At 53.9% G+C, this 15,054-nt stretch carries 15 protein-coding genes; 11 read left to right on the top strand and 4 right to left on the bottom strand.

Translation table 11 applies throughout. The features are described from left to right. The first annotated feature begins 1 nt into the window (after position 1). Positions 2–1,060 (top strand): molybdenum ABC transporter ATP-binding protein ModC, encoded by a 1,059-nt coding sequence (modC, locus tag OH663_RS11105; RefSeq protein WP_200010618.1) that lies wholly within the window; start codon positions 2–4, stop codon positions 1,058–1,060. On the opposite strand, the gene OH663_RS11100 is transcribed toward modC, so the two are convergent. Beyond that, on the bottom strand, positions 1,061–1,879 hold the full coding sequence (locus OH663_RS11100; protein WP_045441141.1) for a pyridoxal phosphatase: 819 nt from the start codon (positions 1,877–1,879) through the stop codon (positions 1,061–1,063). It lies immediately after the preceding gene. Between the two features lie 164 nt (positions 1,880–2,043). Between OH663_RS11100 and pgl the strand changes: the two genes are divergently transcribed. The 3 genes from pgl to OH663_RS11085 all read left to right on the top strand — a co-directional run bounded on the left by pgl (position 2,044) and on the right by OH663_RS11085 (position 3,719). Then, entirely contained in the window at positions 2,044–3,039 is a 996-nt protein-coding gene (gene pgl, locus OH663_RS11095; protein ID WP_200010620.1) for a 6-phosphogluconolactonase, read from the top strand. 126 nt (positions 3,040–3,165) lie between these two features. After that, a complete protein-coding gene (locus tag OH663_RS11090; RefSeq protein ID WP_200010622.1) occupies positions 3,166–3,405 on the top strand; it encodes a type II toxin-antitoxin system CcdA family antitoxin in 240 nt (79 codons plus the stop codon). A 2-nt stretch (positions 3,406–3,407) separates the two neighbouring features. Then, positions 3,408–3,719, top strand: coding sequence for a CcdB family protein (locus OH663_RS11085; RefSeq protein WP_200010623.1), 312 nt, complete (start codon positions 3,408–3,410; stop codon positions 3,717–3,719). Between the two features lie 70 nt (positions 3,720–3,789). On the opposite strand, the gene OH663_RS11080 is transcribed toward OH663_RS11085, so the two are convergent. Next, positions 3,790–5,073, bottom strand: coding sequence for a putative acyl-CoA thioester hydrolase (locus OH663_RS11080; protein WP_200010625.1), 1,284 nt, complete (start codon positions 5,071–5,073; stop codon positions 3,790–3,792). 224 nt (positions 5,074–5,297) lie between these two features. Between OH663_RS11080 and hutI the strand changes: the two genes are divergently transcribed. The 5 genes from hutI to hutH all read left to right on the top strand — a co-directional run bounded on the left by hutI (position 5,298) and on the right by hutH (position 11,616). Then, a complete protein-coding gene (gene hutI / locus OH663_RS11075) occupies positions 5,298–6,521 on the top strand; it encodes an imidazolonepropionase (RefSeq protein WP_200010626.1) in 1,224 nt (407 codons plus the stop codon). After that, the gene (hutG, locus tag OH663_RS11070) at positions 6,518–7,459 is read left to right on the top strand and encodes a formimidoylglutamase (RefSeq protein ID WP_200010628.1); all 942 of its coding nucleotides are present in this window, start codon (positions 6,518–6,520) and stop codon (positions 7,457–7,459) included. The genes hutI and hutG overlap by 4 nt, the downstream gene beginning before the upstream one ends. Positions 7,460–7,544: 85 nt before the next feature. After that, positions 7,545–8,270: a histidine utilization repressor gene (locus OH663_RS11065; RefSeq protein WP_045441147.1), complete on the top strand. Its 726-nt coding sequence runs from the start codon at positions 7,545–7,547 to the stop codon at positions 8,268–8,270. A gap of 138 nt (positions 8,271–8,408) precedes the next feature. Next, the gene (hutU, locus tag OH663_RS11060; RefSeq protein ID WP_048221815.1) at positions 8,409–10,094 is read left to right on the top strand and encodes a urocanate hydratase; all 1,686 of its coding nucleotides are present in this window, start codon (positions 8,409–8,411) and stop codon (positions 10,092–10,094) included. Between the two features lies 1 nt (position 10,095). After that, positions 10,096–11,616: a histidine ammonia-lyase gene (gene hutH, locus OH663_RS11055; RefSeq protein WP_200010629.1), complete on the top strand. Its 1,521-nt coding sequence runs from the start codon at positions 10,096–10,098 to the stop codon at positions 11,614–11,616. A 40-nt stretch (positions 11,617–11,656) separates the two neighbouring features. Here the strand turns inward: hutH and OH663_RS11050 are convergent, their stop codons facing one another. Next, positions 11,657–12,133 (bottom strand): kinase inhibitor, encoded by a 477-nt coding sequence (locus OH663_RS11050; RefSeq protein ID WP_045441150.1) that lies wholly within the window; start codon positions 12,131–12,133, stop codon positions 11,657–11,659. 57 nt (positions 12,134–12,190) lie between these two features. Continuing rightward, a complete protein-coding gene (gene bioA, locus OH663_RS11045) occupies positions 12,191–13,480 on the bottom strand; it encodes an adenosylmethionine--8-amino-7-oxononanoate transaminase (protein WP_200010630.1) in 1,290 nt (429 codons plus the stop codon). Between the two features lie 76 nt (positions 13,481–13,556). Between bioA and bioB the strand changes: the two genes are divergently transcribed. Next, positions 13,557–14,597, top strand: a complete 1,041-nt coding sequence (gene bioB, locus OH663_RS11040) for a biotin synthase BioB (protein WP_200010631.1) — start codon at positions 13,557–13,559, stop codon at positions 14,595–14,597. Beyond that, positions 14,594–15,054 (top strand): aminotransferase class I/II-fold pyridoxal phosphate-dependent enzyme (locus OH663_RS11035; RefSeq protein WP_263525745.1); only part of this gene is annotated, 461 nt, incomplete at its 3' end. The genes bioB and OH663_RS11035, both read left to right, overlap by 4 nt.

The following is a 15,054-nucleotide window of genomic DNA, read 5'->3' as shown; positions in this document are numbered from 1 at the left end:
CATGCTGGAACTTAATTTCTCTCAGACGTTAGGAACCCACTGTCTGACGCTCAATGAAACGCTGCCTGCCAGCGGTATTACGGCTATTTTTGGCGTTTCCGGCGCAGGTAAAACATCGCTGATTAACGCGATTAGCGGACTGACTAAGCCGCAATCCGGACGCATTGTACTCAACGGTCGGGTGTTGAATGACGTTGAAAAGGGAGTCTGCTTAACTCCTGAAAAACGCCGGGTGGGCTACGTTTTCCAGGATGCGCGACTGTTCCCGCATTATAAGGTACGCGGTAATCTGCGCTACGGCATGGCGAAAAGCATGACCGGACAGTTTGATAAGCTGGTGGCGCTGCTGGGAATTGAGCCGTTGCTTGACCGTTTGCCGGGTAGCCTTTCCGGCGGTGAAAAACAGCGTGTAGCTATTGGTCGGGCGTTGCTTACCGCACCGGAGTTGTTGCTGCTGGATGAACCGTTAGCGTCGCTGGATATTCCGCGTAAACGGGAACTGTTGCCTTACCTGCAACGCCTTGCGCGTGAAATCAATATTCCTATGCTATATGTCAGCCACTCTCTGGATGAGATTTTGCATCTGGCCGATAAAGTGATGGTGCTGGAAAACGGGCAGGTAAAAGCGTTTGGCTCGCTGGAAGATGTCTGGGGCAGTAGCGTTATGCACCCCTGGCTGCCAAAGGAACAACAGAGCAGTATTCTGAAAGTCAGTGTGCTGGAGCACCACCCGCATTATGCCATGACCGCGCTGGCGCTCGGCGATCAGCATCTGTGGGTAAACAAGCTCGATGAGCCGCTGCAAAGCGTGCTGCGTATCCGCATTCAGGCATCTGATGTTTCACTGGTATTACAACCGCCGCAGCAAACCAGTATTCGCAACGTATTACGCGCGAAGGTCGCGCAGTGTTATGACGATAACGGGCAGGTGGAAGTTCAGCTTGAGGTGGGCGGTAAAACGTTGTGGGCAAGAATCAGCCCATGGGCCAGAGATGAGCTGGGCATCAAACCTGGCCTGTGGTTGTACGCGCAAATTAAGAGCGTATCGATTACCGCCTGATTACAGCAGGTGAGAATAGATAAACTTCGCGATGCTGTCAGTGGTGTTGTCGCCAATCACAATATTGGCGCGAGCTTTGACGGCATCGTCTGCATTACCCATCGCAACACCGGTTCCTGCTGCTTCCAGCATGCTGATATCGTTAAAGTTATCGCCAAAAGCTATCACATTCTCCATTGAGCCGCCTTGCGCTTCAATCCACTGGGTAAGGCGTCTTCCCTTGCTGTTGCCTTTACGGGCAATATCGACCTGATCGTGCCAGGACCATTCGCATTCCAGCCCCAGTTGTTGCTCAACGTGTTTACCAAACTGCTGCAGTTTTGGAATATCTTCGTCGGTCAGAGCAAATTTCCACACGGCATTAACGTCACGTGCGGCCTGTGCCAACGACGACACCTGAGTGAATGTTGGACGCTGTTCCGGCGGCAGGGTTTGCGCCCAGTTAGCGGTACGAACCACATGCCCGGTCGGGCGCTCATACAACATGGCCTCATCTACGTACATCAGACCATGGATCTGATGCTCATCCAGCATATCGATCAGCTGCAATGCCTGCTCCACAGGAAGCGGATCGGATTCCAGTACGTTTTTTGCCTGATAATCATACAAGTAAGTACCGTTACAGCAAATTGCAGGTGTATCCAGCGCCAGTGCCTGATAAAAAGGATGAATAGCAACGTGATGGCGACCTGTGACAATGATAAGTTGGTAGCCTGCTTCCCTTGCACGAGAAAGAGCCTCGAGGGAGGATGGTAACAAGGTTTTTTTCGGCGTCAGCAAGGTACCGTCTAAATCCAGGGCAATCACGCGTGCGGTCATAGGTTTTTCCAGATTAAGGTTGATAATTTTGTCTGCAGGAATGGTACACCGAGTCGGGAGCCGGACAAAATTATGAGCCTTAATTAAGCATTCCCCGTTAAAAGCGTCTACTTTAGGCGTGTATCAGGCAATTGCAGCCACTTGCCAAAAGCAAAGGAGTATTCATGAAGCAAACCGTTTATACCGCCAGCCCTGAGAGTCAGCAAATCCATGTCTGGAGCCTGAATCACGAAGGTTCGCTAACGCTTGTGCAGGTGGTTGATGTACCGGGTCAGGTACAGCCGATGGTTGTCAGCCCGGATAAGCGCTACCTCTATGTTGGTGTGCGCCCGGAGTTTCGTGTGCTGGCGTACCGTATTGCGCCAGATGACGGTGCGCTGACCTTCGCTGCGGAATCCGCACTGCCGGGAAGCCCGACGCATATTTCCACCGACCATCAGGGGCGTTTTGTCTTTGTTGGATCGTATAACGCCGGTAGCGTTAGTGTGACGCGTCTGGAGGATGGTTTGCCGGTTGAATTGGTGGATGTGGTGGAAGGTCTGGACGGATGCCACTCGGCTAATATCTCACCGGATAATCGCACTCTGTGGGTTCCCGCATTGAAGCAGGATCGTATCTGCCTGTTTGGCCTCTGTGATGATGGCAAACTGATAGCGCAGGATCCCGCGGAAGTGACCACCGTCGAAGGTGCAGGGCCACGCCATATGGCGTTCCATCCGAATCAGCAATATGCCTACTGTGTCAATGAGCTGAACAGTTCGGTTGACGTCTGGGAATTGAAAGATCCGCACGGCAAAATTGAGTGTGTACAGACGCTGGATATGATGCCTGCTGATTTTTCTGATACCCGCTGGGCTGCGGATATCCATATTACGCCGGATGGCCGCCATCTGTATGCCTGTGACCGTACCGCCAGCTTGATTACTGTGTTCAGCGTTTCAGAAGACGGTAGCGTGCTGACTAAAGAGGGCTTCCAGCCAACCGAAGCGCAGCCGCGTGGATTCAATATCGATCACAGTGGTAAATACCTGATTGCTGCCGGGCAGAAGTCACACCATATTGCGGTGTATGAAATCGCTGGTGAGCAGGGACTTCTGACTGAGAAAGGTCGCTATGCGGTAGGACAAGGCCCAATGTGGGTAGTGGTTAACGCGTATTAAGCATTCGCATCACTTATCTTAAGCCAGTCCCGTTGGTTCGGGGCTGGCTTTTTTTCTGTAAGCGTTGCAATATGTGATAATATTGTGTGTAAGAGACACATATCAATACACGTATTAGGGGGGCGTATGCCAGTCGCGAAAATGCGCACTAAAAAAACGGTGACTGTAACAATTGAGCCGCAACTGATTCAGGAAGCGCGCGCGGCGGGGATCAATATGTCAAAGACCCTGACGAATGCACTCAAAGCTGAAATTCACCAACTGGAAGTTACCCGTTGGAAGAAAGAGAATGAGTCTGCCATTGACTATCTTAACCAGTTAACGGAAGAGAATGGACTGCTGTCGGATACCTACAGGACGTTTTGACGATGCAATTTATGGCCTACAAAAATACGGGGAAACCGACAGCCTACCCCTATTTGCTTGATGTTCAGAGCGATATTATAGGGCGGAGAAATACACGCGTTGTGATTCCTTTATTTCCAGCTGGAAACTACACAGGTCCACGTAGTGAACAATTGACGCCGATGCTCAATTTAGAGGGGGAAGATTTTGTGCTTATGACACACGAGCTTGCCAGCATTCCTGAGCATGTGTTGGGCTGTGAATTTTGTAGCGCGGCAGATTATGAAAATACGATTAAATCAGCGCTGAATTTTCTTTTCTATGGGATTCAGTAAGCAGACGTAAGAATGGTGTACAGAAATCAAAAAGAGGGCTCCAGGCCCTCTTTTTGATCGCGCTAAACAATTACTGCTTCGGCTCTGCAACCACTTTACTACCGACACCGCGGTTGTTGTATTCCCACATGCGGTTAAAGTTGGTGTCGTTCAGGTTACGCTGAATTTCACCTTTATCATCTTCCGCACCGGTGTTACCCGCGAATGGACGCTTGGCGATAACACTGTCAGCCCATGGTTTCGCCATGTTAAAGCCTTCGTTGATCACGCTGTCACGAATAACCACCTGACCATTAGTGTTCGCATCAACATCCAGCGAGCGGCCCAGTTGCGCCACACCATCGCCACTTGCCGTAAAGCGGCTGTTGGTGGCGAGGAAGCCGTAGTAAATGTTCGACAGCGTTGCCGGGGCAAATACGTAAGCTTCCTGCTGAGTTCGTGAGTTCACCACACGGAAATCAGTATTATCAAACACCACCGCGCCGCGACCAGACACGATATCCACATCGCCTTCAATGTAGCTGTTAGTGACCAGTGTACGCGGTTGACGATCGTTTTCCAGACGGTTTTGCACGCCGCTGTTAGTAACGAAGAAGGTATTCTGGCGACCCAGGATATTGACGTTGTTAATCTGAACTTTATCGCCATCGGTACGCAGCGCAACTGCCGGGTGATTACCTGCATCAACGCTGTCACCCAGATTGTTTTCAATGGTCAGATTCTGCAATTGCAGGCCGTTGTTTTGTGACCAAACCACCGCAGAACACATCACGCCAATATTCGGACCGCGCTTGTTCTGGCAGTTATCGAACATATACCACGCCGGTTTTCCTGGCATATATTTACCACCCGGGTTCACTGAACGACGCCAGTCTGCGGTGCTCATATCACCGTCAATGGCCTGGCCGATTTTCACATCAAGCGGTTTTTCGCCTGTACCGTATAAGGTCAGGCTACCCGTGGCAGCAGGGATGTAGACCGTGCCCTGATATTCACCCGGCATAATGGCGATATATTGACGTTTATTGGTACGTTTTATGATTGCTGCATCAACCGCCGCCTGAATAGTGGTGTGGGTAACGCCTTGCGTACCTGCCGGGCCGACAACAAAATCAGGCTGCGCTGGCAGGGAAATAGAAGAAGGGGTCCACGGCGCAGTATTTGGCGTCAGTGCTGAAAAATAGTGTGCGGCAACGAAATTTTTGGCTTCACTCGCCGACAGAATCGGGCGCGAGGAGGTGCCAGGCGCGGTCTGATCGGAAGGAATTTGATCGGGCGAGGTTGAGCTACAGGCAGTCAGCGTCACGCCAAAAGCCATAGCCAGCGCCAGACGGGAAACTGATGATATGTTCACAGGTTGCTCCGGGCTTTGAAAGTTATCCATTGAAGCCTGCTTTTTTATACTAAGTTGAGCGAAACGGGAAGGCGAAAAGGTAAAAAGTTGTTTTTTATCGCAGCAATGTCTGGCGTTGAGAGTCCTTATATCACAATTAGATAACAATTGTGGTCCATCAGGTTGACAACATCCGCAGGATGCAAAATAAATGTCTATACAACCTATGACAAGTGGTGAGTCGAATGCAGCAGTTTTTCCCTGATGATGCTATCTGGCGCAATGTCCGCCTGGCGACCATGGATCCTGAACGTGATACACCGTATGGCCTGGTGGATGGCCATGCGCTGATCGTCCGTCAGGGTAAGATTCGAGATATTGTGCCTGAATCATCGTTATACCTTACCCACGATAATACATTTGATATGCAGGGGCGGCTGATTACACCGGGTCTGATTGACTGTCATACGCACCTGGTGTTTGGCGGGAATCGCGCAGGCGAATGGGAACAGAGACTGAACGGAGTTTCCTATCAGCAAATCAGCGCCCAGGGGGGAGGAATCAATGCTACCGTCTCTGCGACTCGTCGAGCCTCAGCCGAACAACTCTTTCGCGTAGCGCAGGCGCGGATGGCGCAGCTAAAAAACGAAGGCGTTACGCTACTGGAGATTAAATCAGGTTACGGCCTGGATTTAGCGACTGAAGAGAAGATATTACGCGTGGTGTCAGCACTGGCGGCGGAAAATATCATTGAAATCAGCCCTACGCTGTTGGCTGCGCATGCCACGCCTGTGGAGTACCGTGACGACCCTGATGGCTACATTACACTGGTATGCGAGACTATTTTGCCGCAGTTGTGGAAAAAAGGTCTGTTTGAGACCGTCGATCTGTTTTGTGAAAGCGTCGGGTTCACGCTGACACAGAGTGAGCGTGTATTTCAGGCCGCTCAGGCACTGGGCATCCCGGTGAAAGGTCATGTTGAGCAACTCTCATTGCTTGGTGGTGCGCAACTGGTAAGCCGCTACCACGGTTTGTCAGCCGATCATATTGAATACCTGGATGAAGCCGGAGTGGTGGCGATGAGCCAAAGTGGTACGGTCGGGGTTCTGTTGCCGGGGGCATTTTACTTCCTCAAAGAACAGCAGCGCCCACCAGTGGAATGGCTGCGTCACTATCAGGTGCCAATGGCGGTGGCAACGGATTTCAATCCTGGCACCAGTCCGTTTATTAGCCTGCACTGGGCGATGAATATGGCCTGCGTACAGTTTGGCTTAACGCCAGAGGAGGCCTGGGCTGGCGTAACCCGTCATGCGGCTCGTGCGCTTGGTCGTCATGACACTCACGGACAACTGAAGGCCGGATTCGTTGCCGATTTTGTGGTCTGGGATGCGCAACTGCCGGTGGAAATTCTCTACGAACCTGGCCGCAACCCACTTTATCAACGTGTATTCAGAGGGCAGATATCATGATGAACTGGCAACCCGCATCACCTGCGCTCTGGCAGGGACGCGATGATCGTGTTGAGTCAGCGAATGCGTTGCGTCTGTTTCAGACCATCACGCTTAGTCCGGCGTTCGCTCCTGAAATGTATCGTGAACAGATTGCGCTGCTTGGATTTGCCTGCGACGAAGGTGTGAAACGTAATCAGGGGCGTGCGGGGGCGGCCGGTGCACCCGACGCGCTGCGTAAGGCGCTGGCAAATTTAGCCAGTCACAGTGGTCATGACAGACTGGTGGACCTGGGAAATATTGTAGCGCAGTCCCCGGACCTTGAAGGTGCACAGCAGGCGCTACGCAGTGCGGTACAACGCTGTCAGCTGGCAGAGATGCGCACCTTTGTATTAGGTGGCGGGCACGAAACCGCATTTGCTCACGGTGCAGGTCTACTGGATGCGTTCCCGCGTTCAAAAGTGGGTATAGTGAATCTCGATGCACATCTGGATTTACGTCATGCCGAACAGGCCACATCAGGGACGCCGTTTCGCCAGCTGGCAGAGCTTTGCGACGAGCAGCAGCGCGAGTTTTATTACGCCTGCGTGGGTGTCAGCCGGGCGGCAAACACTCAGGCGTTATGGGATGAAGCGCAACGCCGCGGTGTCACTGTGGTGGAAGATTTGCATTGCCATCAGGCGCAGGCACAGATAGCACAGTTTGTCGCCAGCGTAGATGTTATCTATCTGACGATTGACCTCGACGTTTTACCGGTCTGGGAAATGCCGGCGGTGTCTGCGCCTGCTGCGCTGGGCGTTCCGCTGGCGACGGTACTGGGGTTAATTGAACCTCTTTGTTGCAGTGGTAAATTACAGGCGGTGGACATGGTTGAATTTAATCCCCGCTTTGACGATGATGGCAGGGCAGCACGCGTTGCGGCGCGGCTTGGCTGGCAAATCGCGCACTGGTGGCGCTGACATGCCTGATAGTGGTTCGCTTATCAGGCCGATGCCGTGGTCGCTATCTGGCAATTAAAACTCTCTGCTTAAGGAAGGCTTACGCATGCTCCCATCCCGCAACCGTTCAGCTCCGGCCCCTTTTTACGAAAAGGTCAAACAGGAGATCAGCGACAAAATTGCCAGTGGCATCTGGCAAGCGCACGACCGTATCCCGTCGGAAGCGGAACTGGTGGCGCAGTATGGTTTTAGTCGAATGACCATTAACCGGGCGCTGCGTGAGCTAACGGATGAAGGATTGTTGGTGCGCTTGCAGGGGGTCGGGACATTTGTCGCCGAGCCAAAAGGTCAGTCTGCGCTGTTCGAAATTCGCAGTATCGCGGATGAAATCATTGCCCGGCAGCATCAGCACCGGTGCGAGGTTTTGACGCTGGAAAGAACTCAGGCAAGTGCTCTGCAGGCTACGGCGTTGAACGTTGCAGAGGGCACGTCCATTTTTCACTCCATCATGGTGCACTATGAAAACGATCAGCCGGTGCAGATTGAAGATCGCTGTGTGAATGCAGAAATTGTGCCGGAATACCTGACGCAGGATTACAGCCAGACTACGCCGCACGCTTACTTGTCGCTGATTGCGCCGCTGACAGAAGGTGAGCATATTGTGGAAGCCGTGCGAGCCAGTGCAGAAGAGTGTGCGCTACTGAACATTAAAGAACATGATCCCTGCCTGCTAATTCGTCGCCGGACCTGGTCGGCGTCACATATTGTCTCCCATGCCCACTTGCTCTTTCCGGGTTCCCGCTACCGTCTGCAGGGACGTTTTATGTCCTGATACGAGGACGCAAAAACCGTGATTGCTGACGCAATATAACAAAAATGTATCTCAATTGTTAAATGCAGCCTTGCGACAACTTGTATAGACAAGTATATGTTACTTATCTGTCCGATCGTTCGTGAGGAGTGTTTTACCATGCCCCAAAGCAAGTATCGTCAGCAGGATATTCGGGCCCCAAGAGGCACGAACTTAACAGCCAAAAGCTGGTTGACCGAAGCGCCGCTGCGCATGTTAATGAATAACCTTGATCCCGAGGTGGCGGAAAATCCCCACGAGCTGGTGGTTTACGGCGGGATTGGTCGCGCCGCGCGTGACTGGGAATGTTATGACGCCATCATCAAGGCGCTGACCGGACTGGAAGCCGACGAAACTTTGTTAGTGCAGTCCGGTAAACCGGTCGGCGTGTTCAAAACCCATGACAATGCACCACGGGTCTTAATCGCCAACTCCAATCTGGTCCCGCACTGGGCGACCTGGGAACACTTTAACGAACTGGACGCGAAAGGGCTGGCGATGTACGGCCAGATGACTGCCGGGAGCTGGATCTACATTGGCAGTCAGGGCATCGTACAGGGAACCTATGAGACCTTCGTCGAAGCAGGACGTCAGCATTATCAAGGCAACCTGAGCGGACGCTGGGTGCTGACCGCCGGATTGGGGGGGATGGGCGGGGCGCAACCGTTGGCCGCAACCCTGGCGGGCGCCTGTTCGCTGAACATTGAATGTCAGCAAAGCCGTATCGACTTCCGTCTGCGTACCCGCTATGTGGATGAGCAGGCAACTTCGCTTGATGACGCACTGGCGCGTATCGAAAAATACACCCGCGCGGGGAAAGCGGTTTCCATTGCGCTGTGTGCCAACGCCGCTGACATTGTGCCTGAACTGGTCAAGCGTGGTGTGCGTCCGGATATGGTTACCGACCAGACCAGCGCCCATGACCCGCTGCACGGTTATTTGCCGTCCGGCTGGAGCTGGGAAGAGTATCAGGCGAAAGCAATATCCGATCCGCAGGGTACGGTTCAGGCAGCGAAACGTTCGATGGCGACGCATGTGCAGGCGATGCTGGCCTTTAGCAAACTGGGCGTTCCGACATTTGACTACGGCAATAACATTCGTCAGATGGCAAAAGAGATGGGTGTGGAAAATGCCTTTGATTTCCCTGGATTTGTGCCGGCCTACATTCGGCCGCTGTTCTGTCGCGGCATTGGCCCGTTCCGCTGGGTGGCGCTTTCCGGCGATCCGCAGGATATTTATAAGACCGATGCCAAAGTAAAAGAGATCGTGGCCGACGATAAGCATCTCCATCACTGGCTGGATATGGCGCGTGAGCGGATTAATTTCCAGGGGTTACCTGCGCGTATCTGTTGGGTAGGGCTGGAGTGGCGACAAAAGCTGGGTCTGGCGTTTAACGAGATGGTGCGTAGTGGTGAAGTTTCCGCACCTATCGTCATTGGTCGCGATCACCTGGATTCTGGATCGGTTGCCAGCCCTAACCGTGAAACCGAATCCATGCGTGACGGTTCAGACGCAGTGTCCGACTGGCCGCTGCTGAACGCGCTCCTTAATACTGCCAGCGGTGCGACCTGGGTATCACTGCACCATGGCGGCGGGGTAGGAATGGGCTTCTCCCAGCATGCCGGGATGGTGATTGTCTGCGATGGTACTGATGAAGCCGCCGCACGTATCGCCCGGGTATTACATAACGATCCGGCGACGGGCGTGATGCGTCATGCCGATGCCGGGTATGACATTGCTGTGGAATGTGCTGTCGAAGAAGGGCTGAACTTGCCGATGGTTGCCGCAACGCAGGGGAAACGCTGATATGAATACCATTACCTTAACGCCGGGCCATCTGAGCTTTGCACAGTTGCGCGATATCTGGCAGCAGCCGGTACAGTTGAGACTGGATACCAGCGCGGTTGACGCCATTAATGCCAGTGTGGACTGCGTCAATAAAATTGTTGCCGAAGGCCGCACGGCTTACGGCATCAATACGGGTTTTGGTCTGCTGGCCCAGACCCGTATTGCCACTGAAGATTTGCAAAATCTCCAGCGTTCGCTGGTGCTTTCTCATGCGGCGGGCGTCGGTGAACCGCTGGATGATGCGATGGTGCGTCTGATCATGGTGCTGAAAATCAACAGTCTGGCGCGCGGTTTCTCCGGTATTCGCCTGAGCGTGATTGAAGCGCTGATTGCACTGGTGAATGCGGAGGTTTACCCGTTGATCCCGGCGAAAGGCTCGGTCGGGGCATCGGGCGATCTGGCTCCGCTGGCGCATATGTCGCTCACCTTGTTGGGTGAGGGTAAGGCACGCTGGCGGGGAGAATGGCTTCCGGCCGCAGAAGCGCTGAAGAAGGCCGGGCTGGAGCCGATCACGCTGGAGGCGAAGGAAGGACTGGCGTTGCTGAATGGTACACAGGCATCCACGGCTTTTGCTCTGCGCGGGTTGATTGAAGCGCAGGAACTGTTTGCCTCGGCGACAGTATGCGGGGCGCTGACCACCGAAGCGGTGCTGGGCTCCCGACGTCCGTTTGATGCCCGTATTCATGCCGCACGGGGACAGCGTGGGCAAATTGATGCCGCCTCTCTTTATCGCCACGTGCTGACCGATTCCACAGCGCTTTCGCAGTCGCACCATAACTGCGAAAAAGTGCAGGATCCATATTCTTTGCGCTGTCAGCCGCAGGTGATGGGGGCGTGCCTGACGCAAATGCGCCAGGTCATGGAGGTGCTGCTGGTGGAAGCCAATGCAGTTTCAGATAACCCGCTGGTGTTTGCCGAAGAGGGCGATGTTATTTCTGGCGGCAATTTCCATGCGGAACCGGTGGCGATGGCGGCGGATAATCTGGCGCTGGCGATTGCGGAAATAGGTGCTTTATCAGAGCGACGTATTGCGTTGATGATGGATAAGCACATGTCACAGTTACCGCCTTTCCTGGTCAAAAACGGCGGGGTCAACTCCGGCTTTATGATTGCTCAGGTCACAGCCGCCGCGCTTGCCAGCGAAAATAAAGCACTGGCGCACCCGCACAGCGTAGACAGTTTGCCGACCTCGGCTAACCAGGAAGACCATGTGTCAATGGCGCCTGCGGCCGGTCGTCGACTGTGGGAGATGGCGGCCAATACGCGCGGGGTGATTGCCGTGGAGTGGCTGGCGGCCTGTCAGGGAATCGATTTGCGAGAAGGACTGACCTCAAGCCCGCTGCTGGAACAGGCGCGTCAGGCATTGCGTGAACAGGTTTCACACTATACACAGGACCGTTTTTTCGCCCCGGATATTGAGTGCGCGACCGAGTTGTTAGCGCAGGGAACCTTGCTGAAGCTGGTGCCCGAGTTTCTGTAAGAAAATGCCGGATGGCGCTGACGCTTATCCGGCTCAGAGATTAACTGAACAGTGCGGTGATTGACGCGCTGGCGAGCGAGTGGAAATGGACGTTAAATCCGACCATCGCTCCGCTGGCGCCCTCATCAACATCAAGACGCTCCACATCCAGCGCATGAACCGTAAAGATATAACGATGCGTTTCTCCTTTTGGTGGCGCCGCGCCGCCATAGCCCGCTTTACCAAAATCCGTGCGTGTCTGAATGACTCCCTCCGGCAGCGCAACCAGACCGGAGCCGAATCCTTGTGTCAGTACACGGGTATCTGCAGGCAGGTTGACTACCACCCAGTGCCACCAGCCGGAGCCGGTTGGCGCATCAGGATCGTAACAGGTCACAACAAAGCTTTTGGTCCCGGCAGGTACATCATCCCATAGCAGATGCGGGGAGATATTATCTCCGTCATACCCCATACCGTTAAATACATGGCGATGCGGGAGCTTCTCCCCGTCGCGCAGATCGTTACTCATTAGTTTCATGCTGACTCCTCTCGTTAGCCAAAAAGTGTAGCCAGAAACCTCATAACTTACCGCCGATTATTGGCTAAAAAATGTTTCATTGCGCACAGCATCGTTCACGACCTGCGTCAGGCGACGCAGTTGATCTGGCTGGATAATGTACGGCGGCATCAGGTAGATGAGTTTGCCAAACGGCCGGATCCACACGCCTTGTTCAACGAAGAACTTTTGTAACGCCGCCATATTCACCGGATGCGTGCTTTCTATCACACCGATGGCGCCGAGTACGCGTACATCGGCGACATATGCGGAATCAGCTGCAGGTGCCAGTTCGCTGCGCAATTGTTCTTCAATAGCTGCGACCTGCGCACGCCACTCGCCTGTTTCCAGCAGAGACAAACTGGCGGAGGCGACGGCGCAGGCCAGCGGGTTACCCATAAAAGTCGGGCCGTGCATAAAGCAGCCAGCCTCGCCGTTGCTGATGGTTTCCGCGACCTGACGGGTGGTCAGGGTGGCGGAAAGTGTCATCGTCCCGCCGGTTAATGCTTTACCAAGGCACAAAATATCCGGCGCAATGTTGGCGTGTTCACAGGCAAACAGCTTCCCGGTACGGCCAAACCCGGTGGCGATTTCATCGGCAATCAGCAGGATCCCTTCGCGGTCGCACATCCTGCGAATGCGTTTTAACCATTCAGGATGGTACATGCGCATGCCGCCTGCACCCTGCACAATCGGCTCCAGGATAATGGCTGCAATCTCATGGCGATGCGCGGCCATCAAACGGGCAAAGGGCACGATGTCCAGCTCATTCCATTCGCCGTCCATCCGACTCTGCGGGGCTGGAGCGAAGAGGTTTTCCGGCAGATACCCTTTCCACAGGCTGTGCATTGAGTTGTCGGGATCGCAGACCGACATTGCGCCGAAGGTGTCTCCGTGATAGCCGTTACGAAATGTCAGGAAACGCTGGCGAGATTCGCCTTTTGCCTGCCAGTATTGCAGCGCCATTTTCATTGCCACTTCGACGGCAACAGAGCCTGAATCCGCGAGGAAAACGCATTCCAGTGCCTCTGGCGTCATGGCGACCAACTGGCGGCACAGTGAAATGGCAGGGGCATGGGTAATGCCGCCAAACATCACATGTGACATGTCATCGATCTGCGTTTTCATTGCGGCGTTCAACTGCGGGTGGTTGTAACCGTGGATTGCCGCCCACCAGGATGACATGCCGTCAATCAGTCTCTCACCGCTGGATAAAATCAGTTCGCAACCTTCTGCACGCGCTACCGGATACACCGGTAACGGGGAGGTCATGGAGGTGTAAGGGTGCCAGATATGGCGTTGGTCAAAGGCAATATCGTCAGTTGTCATAATCGACTTGTAAACCAAATTAAAAAGATTTAGGTTTACAAGTCTACACCAAACTAACAACGAAACGTACACCAATATGGCTCACTCTTCTCGCTGGACAATGTCGCAAGTCACCGAATTATTTGAAAAACCCCTGCTGGATCTGCTGTTCGAAGCGCAACAGATCCACCGTCAGCATTTTGACCCGCGGCAGGTACAGGTGAGTACACTGCTGTCGATTAAAACCGGTGCCTGCCCGGAAGACTGTAAATACTGCCCACAAAGTTCCCGCTATAAAACCGGTCTGGAAACAGAACGATTGATGGAAGTTGAGCAGGTACTGGACTCTGCGCGTAAAGCCAAGCAAGCGGGTTCAACACGTTTCTGCATGGGGGCGGCATGGAAGAATCCGCACGAGCGCGATATGCCTTATCTGGAGCAGATGGTACAGGGCGTGAAAGAACTGGGACTGGAAGCCTGTATGACGCTGGGAACGCTGGATGAAACGCAGGCCCAACGTCTTGCCCGTGCGGGGCTGGATTACTACAACCACAACCTCGACACTTCGCCAGAATTCTACGGCAATATCATCACGACTCGTTCCTATCAGGAACGTCTTGATACGCTGGATAAAGTGCGTGAGGCCGGGATCAAAGTCTGCTCAGGCGGTATCGTCGGGTTAGGTGAAACGGTCACCGATCGTGCCGGGTTGTTGCTGCAACTGGCGAATCTTCCCACGCCGCCGGAAAGCGTGCCCATCAACATGCTGGTGAAGGTAAAAGGTACTCCACTGGCGGATAACGACGATGTGGATGCATTTGATTTTATCCGCACTATCGCTGTAGCGCGGATCATGATGCCGACCTCGTACGTGCGTCTTTCCGCTGGCCGCGAGCAGATGAATGAGCAAACTCAGGCGATGTGTTTTATGGCCGGGGCCAACTCTATTTTCTACGGCTGCAAACTGTTGACCACGCCGAACCCGAACGAAGATAAAGATCTGCTGCTGTTCCGCAAGCTGGGGCTTAACCCGCAGCAAACGGCGGTACTGGCGGGCGATAACGAACAGCAACAGCGTCTGGAGCAGGCTCTGCGTACGCCGGACACTGATGATTACTACAATGCGGCGACAGTATGACCTGGCAGCAAAAAATAGACGATGCGCTGGCGGTGCGTCGTTCTGCCGATGCCCTGCGCCGCCGTTATGCGGTGACGCAGGGGGCAGGACGCTGGCTACAGGCCGATGGTCGCCAGTATCTGAATTTCTCCAGTAATGATTATCTCGGTTTAAGCCACCATCCGCAGATTGTGTGCGCGTGGCAGCAGGGAGCAGAACGCTTTGGCGTTGGCAGCGGTGGCTCAGGTCACGTAAGCGGCTATTCCATCGCGCATCAGGCACTGGAAGAGGAGCTGGCGCAGTGGCTGGGCTATTCACGTGCGCTGTTATTTATCTCCGGTTTTGCCGCCAATCAGGCGGTCATTACCGCACTGATGGAAAAAAACGATCGTATCGTCGCCGATCGCCTCAGTCATGCTTCACTGTTGGAGGCCGCAAGCCTGAGCCCGGCAGTGCTGCGCCGTTTTAGCCATAACGA

Origin of the sequence: Citrobacter sp. Marseille-Q5395, assembly GCF_947057495.1 — a bacterium.
GTDB classification, from domain to species: Bacteria; Pseudomonadota; Gammaproteobacteria; order Enterobacterales; family Enterobacteriaceae; genus Citrobacter; species Citrobacter murliniae.
The sequence above is the reverse complement of the archived record's forward strand: the minus strand, read 5'-3'. Positions and strand labels throughout refer to the sequence as shown.

Bases quoted from the DNA above. Each gene is read 5' to 3' on its own strand.
- bioA (WP_200010630.1), bottom strand. From the start codon at position 13,480: ATGACAACTGACGATATTGCCTTTGACCAACGCCATATCTGGCACCCT.
- bioB (WP_200010631.1), top strand. From the start codon at position 13,557: ATGGCTCACTCTTCTCGCTGGACAATGTCGCAAGTCACCGAATTATTT.
- OH663_RS11090 (WP_200010622.1), top strand. From the start codon at position 3,166: ATGCCAGTCGCGAAAATGCGCACTAAAAAAACGGTGACTGTAACAATT.
- OH663_RS11085 (WP_200010623.1), top strand. From the start codon at position 3,408: ATGCAATTTATGGCCTACAAAAATACGGGGAAACCGACAGCCTACCCC.
- OH663_RS11065 (WP_045441147.1), top strand. From the start codon at position 7,545: ATGCTCCCATCCCGCAACCGTTCAGCTCCGGCCCCTTTTTACGAAAAG.
- pgl (WP_200010620.1), top strand. From the start codon at position 2,044: ATGAAGCAAACCGTTTATACCGCCAGCCCTGAGAGTCAGCAAATCCAT.
- hutU (WP_048221815.1), top strand. From the start codon at position 8,409: ATGCCCCAAAGCAAGTATCGTCAGCAGGATATTCGGGCCCCAAGAGGC.
- hutG (WP_200010628.1), top strand. From the start codon at position 6,518: ATGATGAACTGGCAACCCGCATCACCTGCGCTCTGGCAGGGACGCGAT.
- hutI (WP_200010626.1), top strand. From the start codon at position 5,298: ATGCAGCAGTTTTTCCCTGATGATGCTATCTGGCGCAATGTCCGCCTG.
- hutH (WP_200010629.1), top strand. From the start codon at position 10,096: ATGAATACCATTACCTTAACGCCGGGCCATCTGAGCTTTGCACAGTTG.
- modC (WP_200010618.1), top strand. From the start codon at position 2: ATGCTGGAACTTAATTTCTCTCAGACGTTAGGAACCCACTGTCTGACG.
- OH663_RS11050 (WP_045441150.1), bottom strand. From the start codon at position 12,133: ATGAAACTAATGAGTAACGATCTGCGCGACGGGGAGAAGCTCCCGCAT.
- OH663_RS11100 (WP_045441141.1), bottom strand. From the start codon at position 1,879: ATGACCGCACGCGTGATTGCCCTGGATTTAGACGGTACCTTGCTGACG.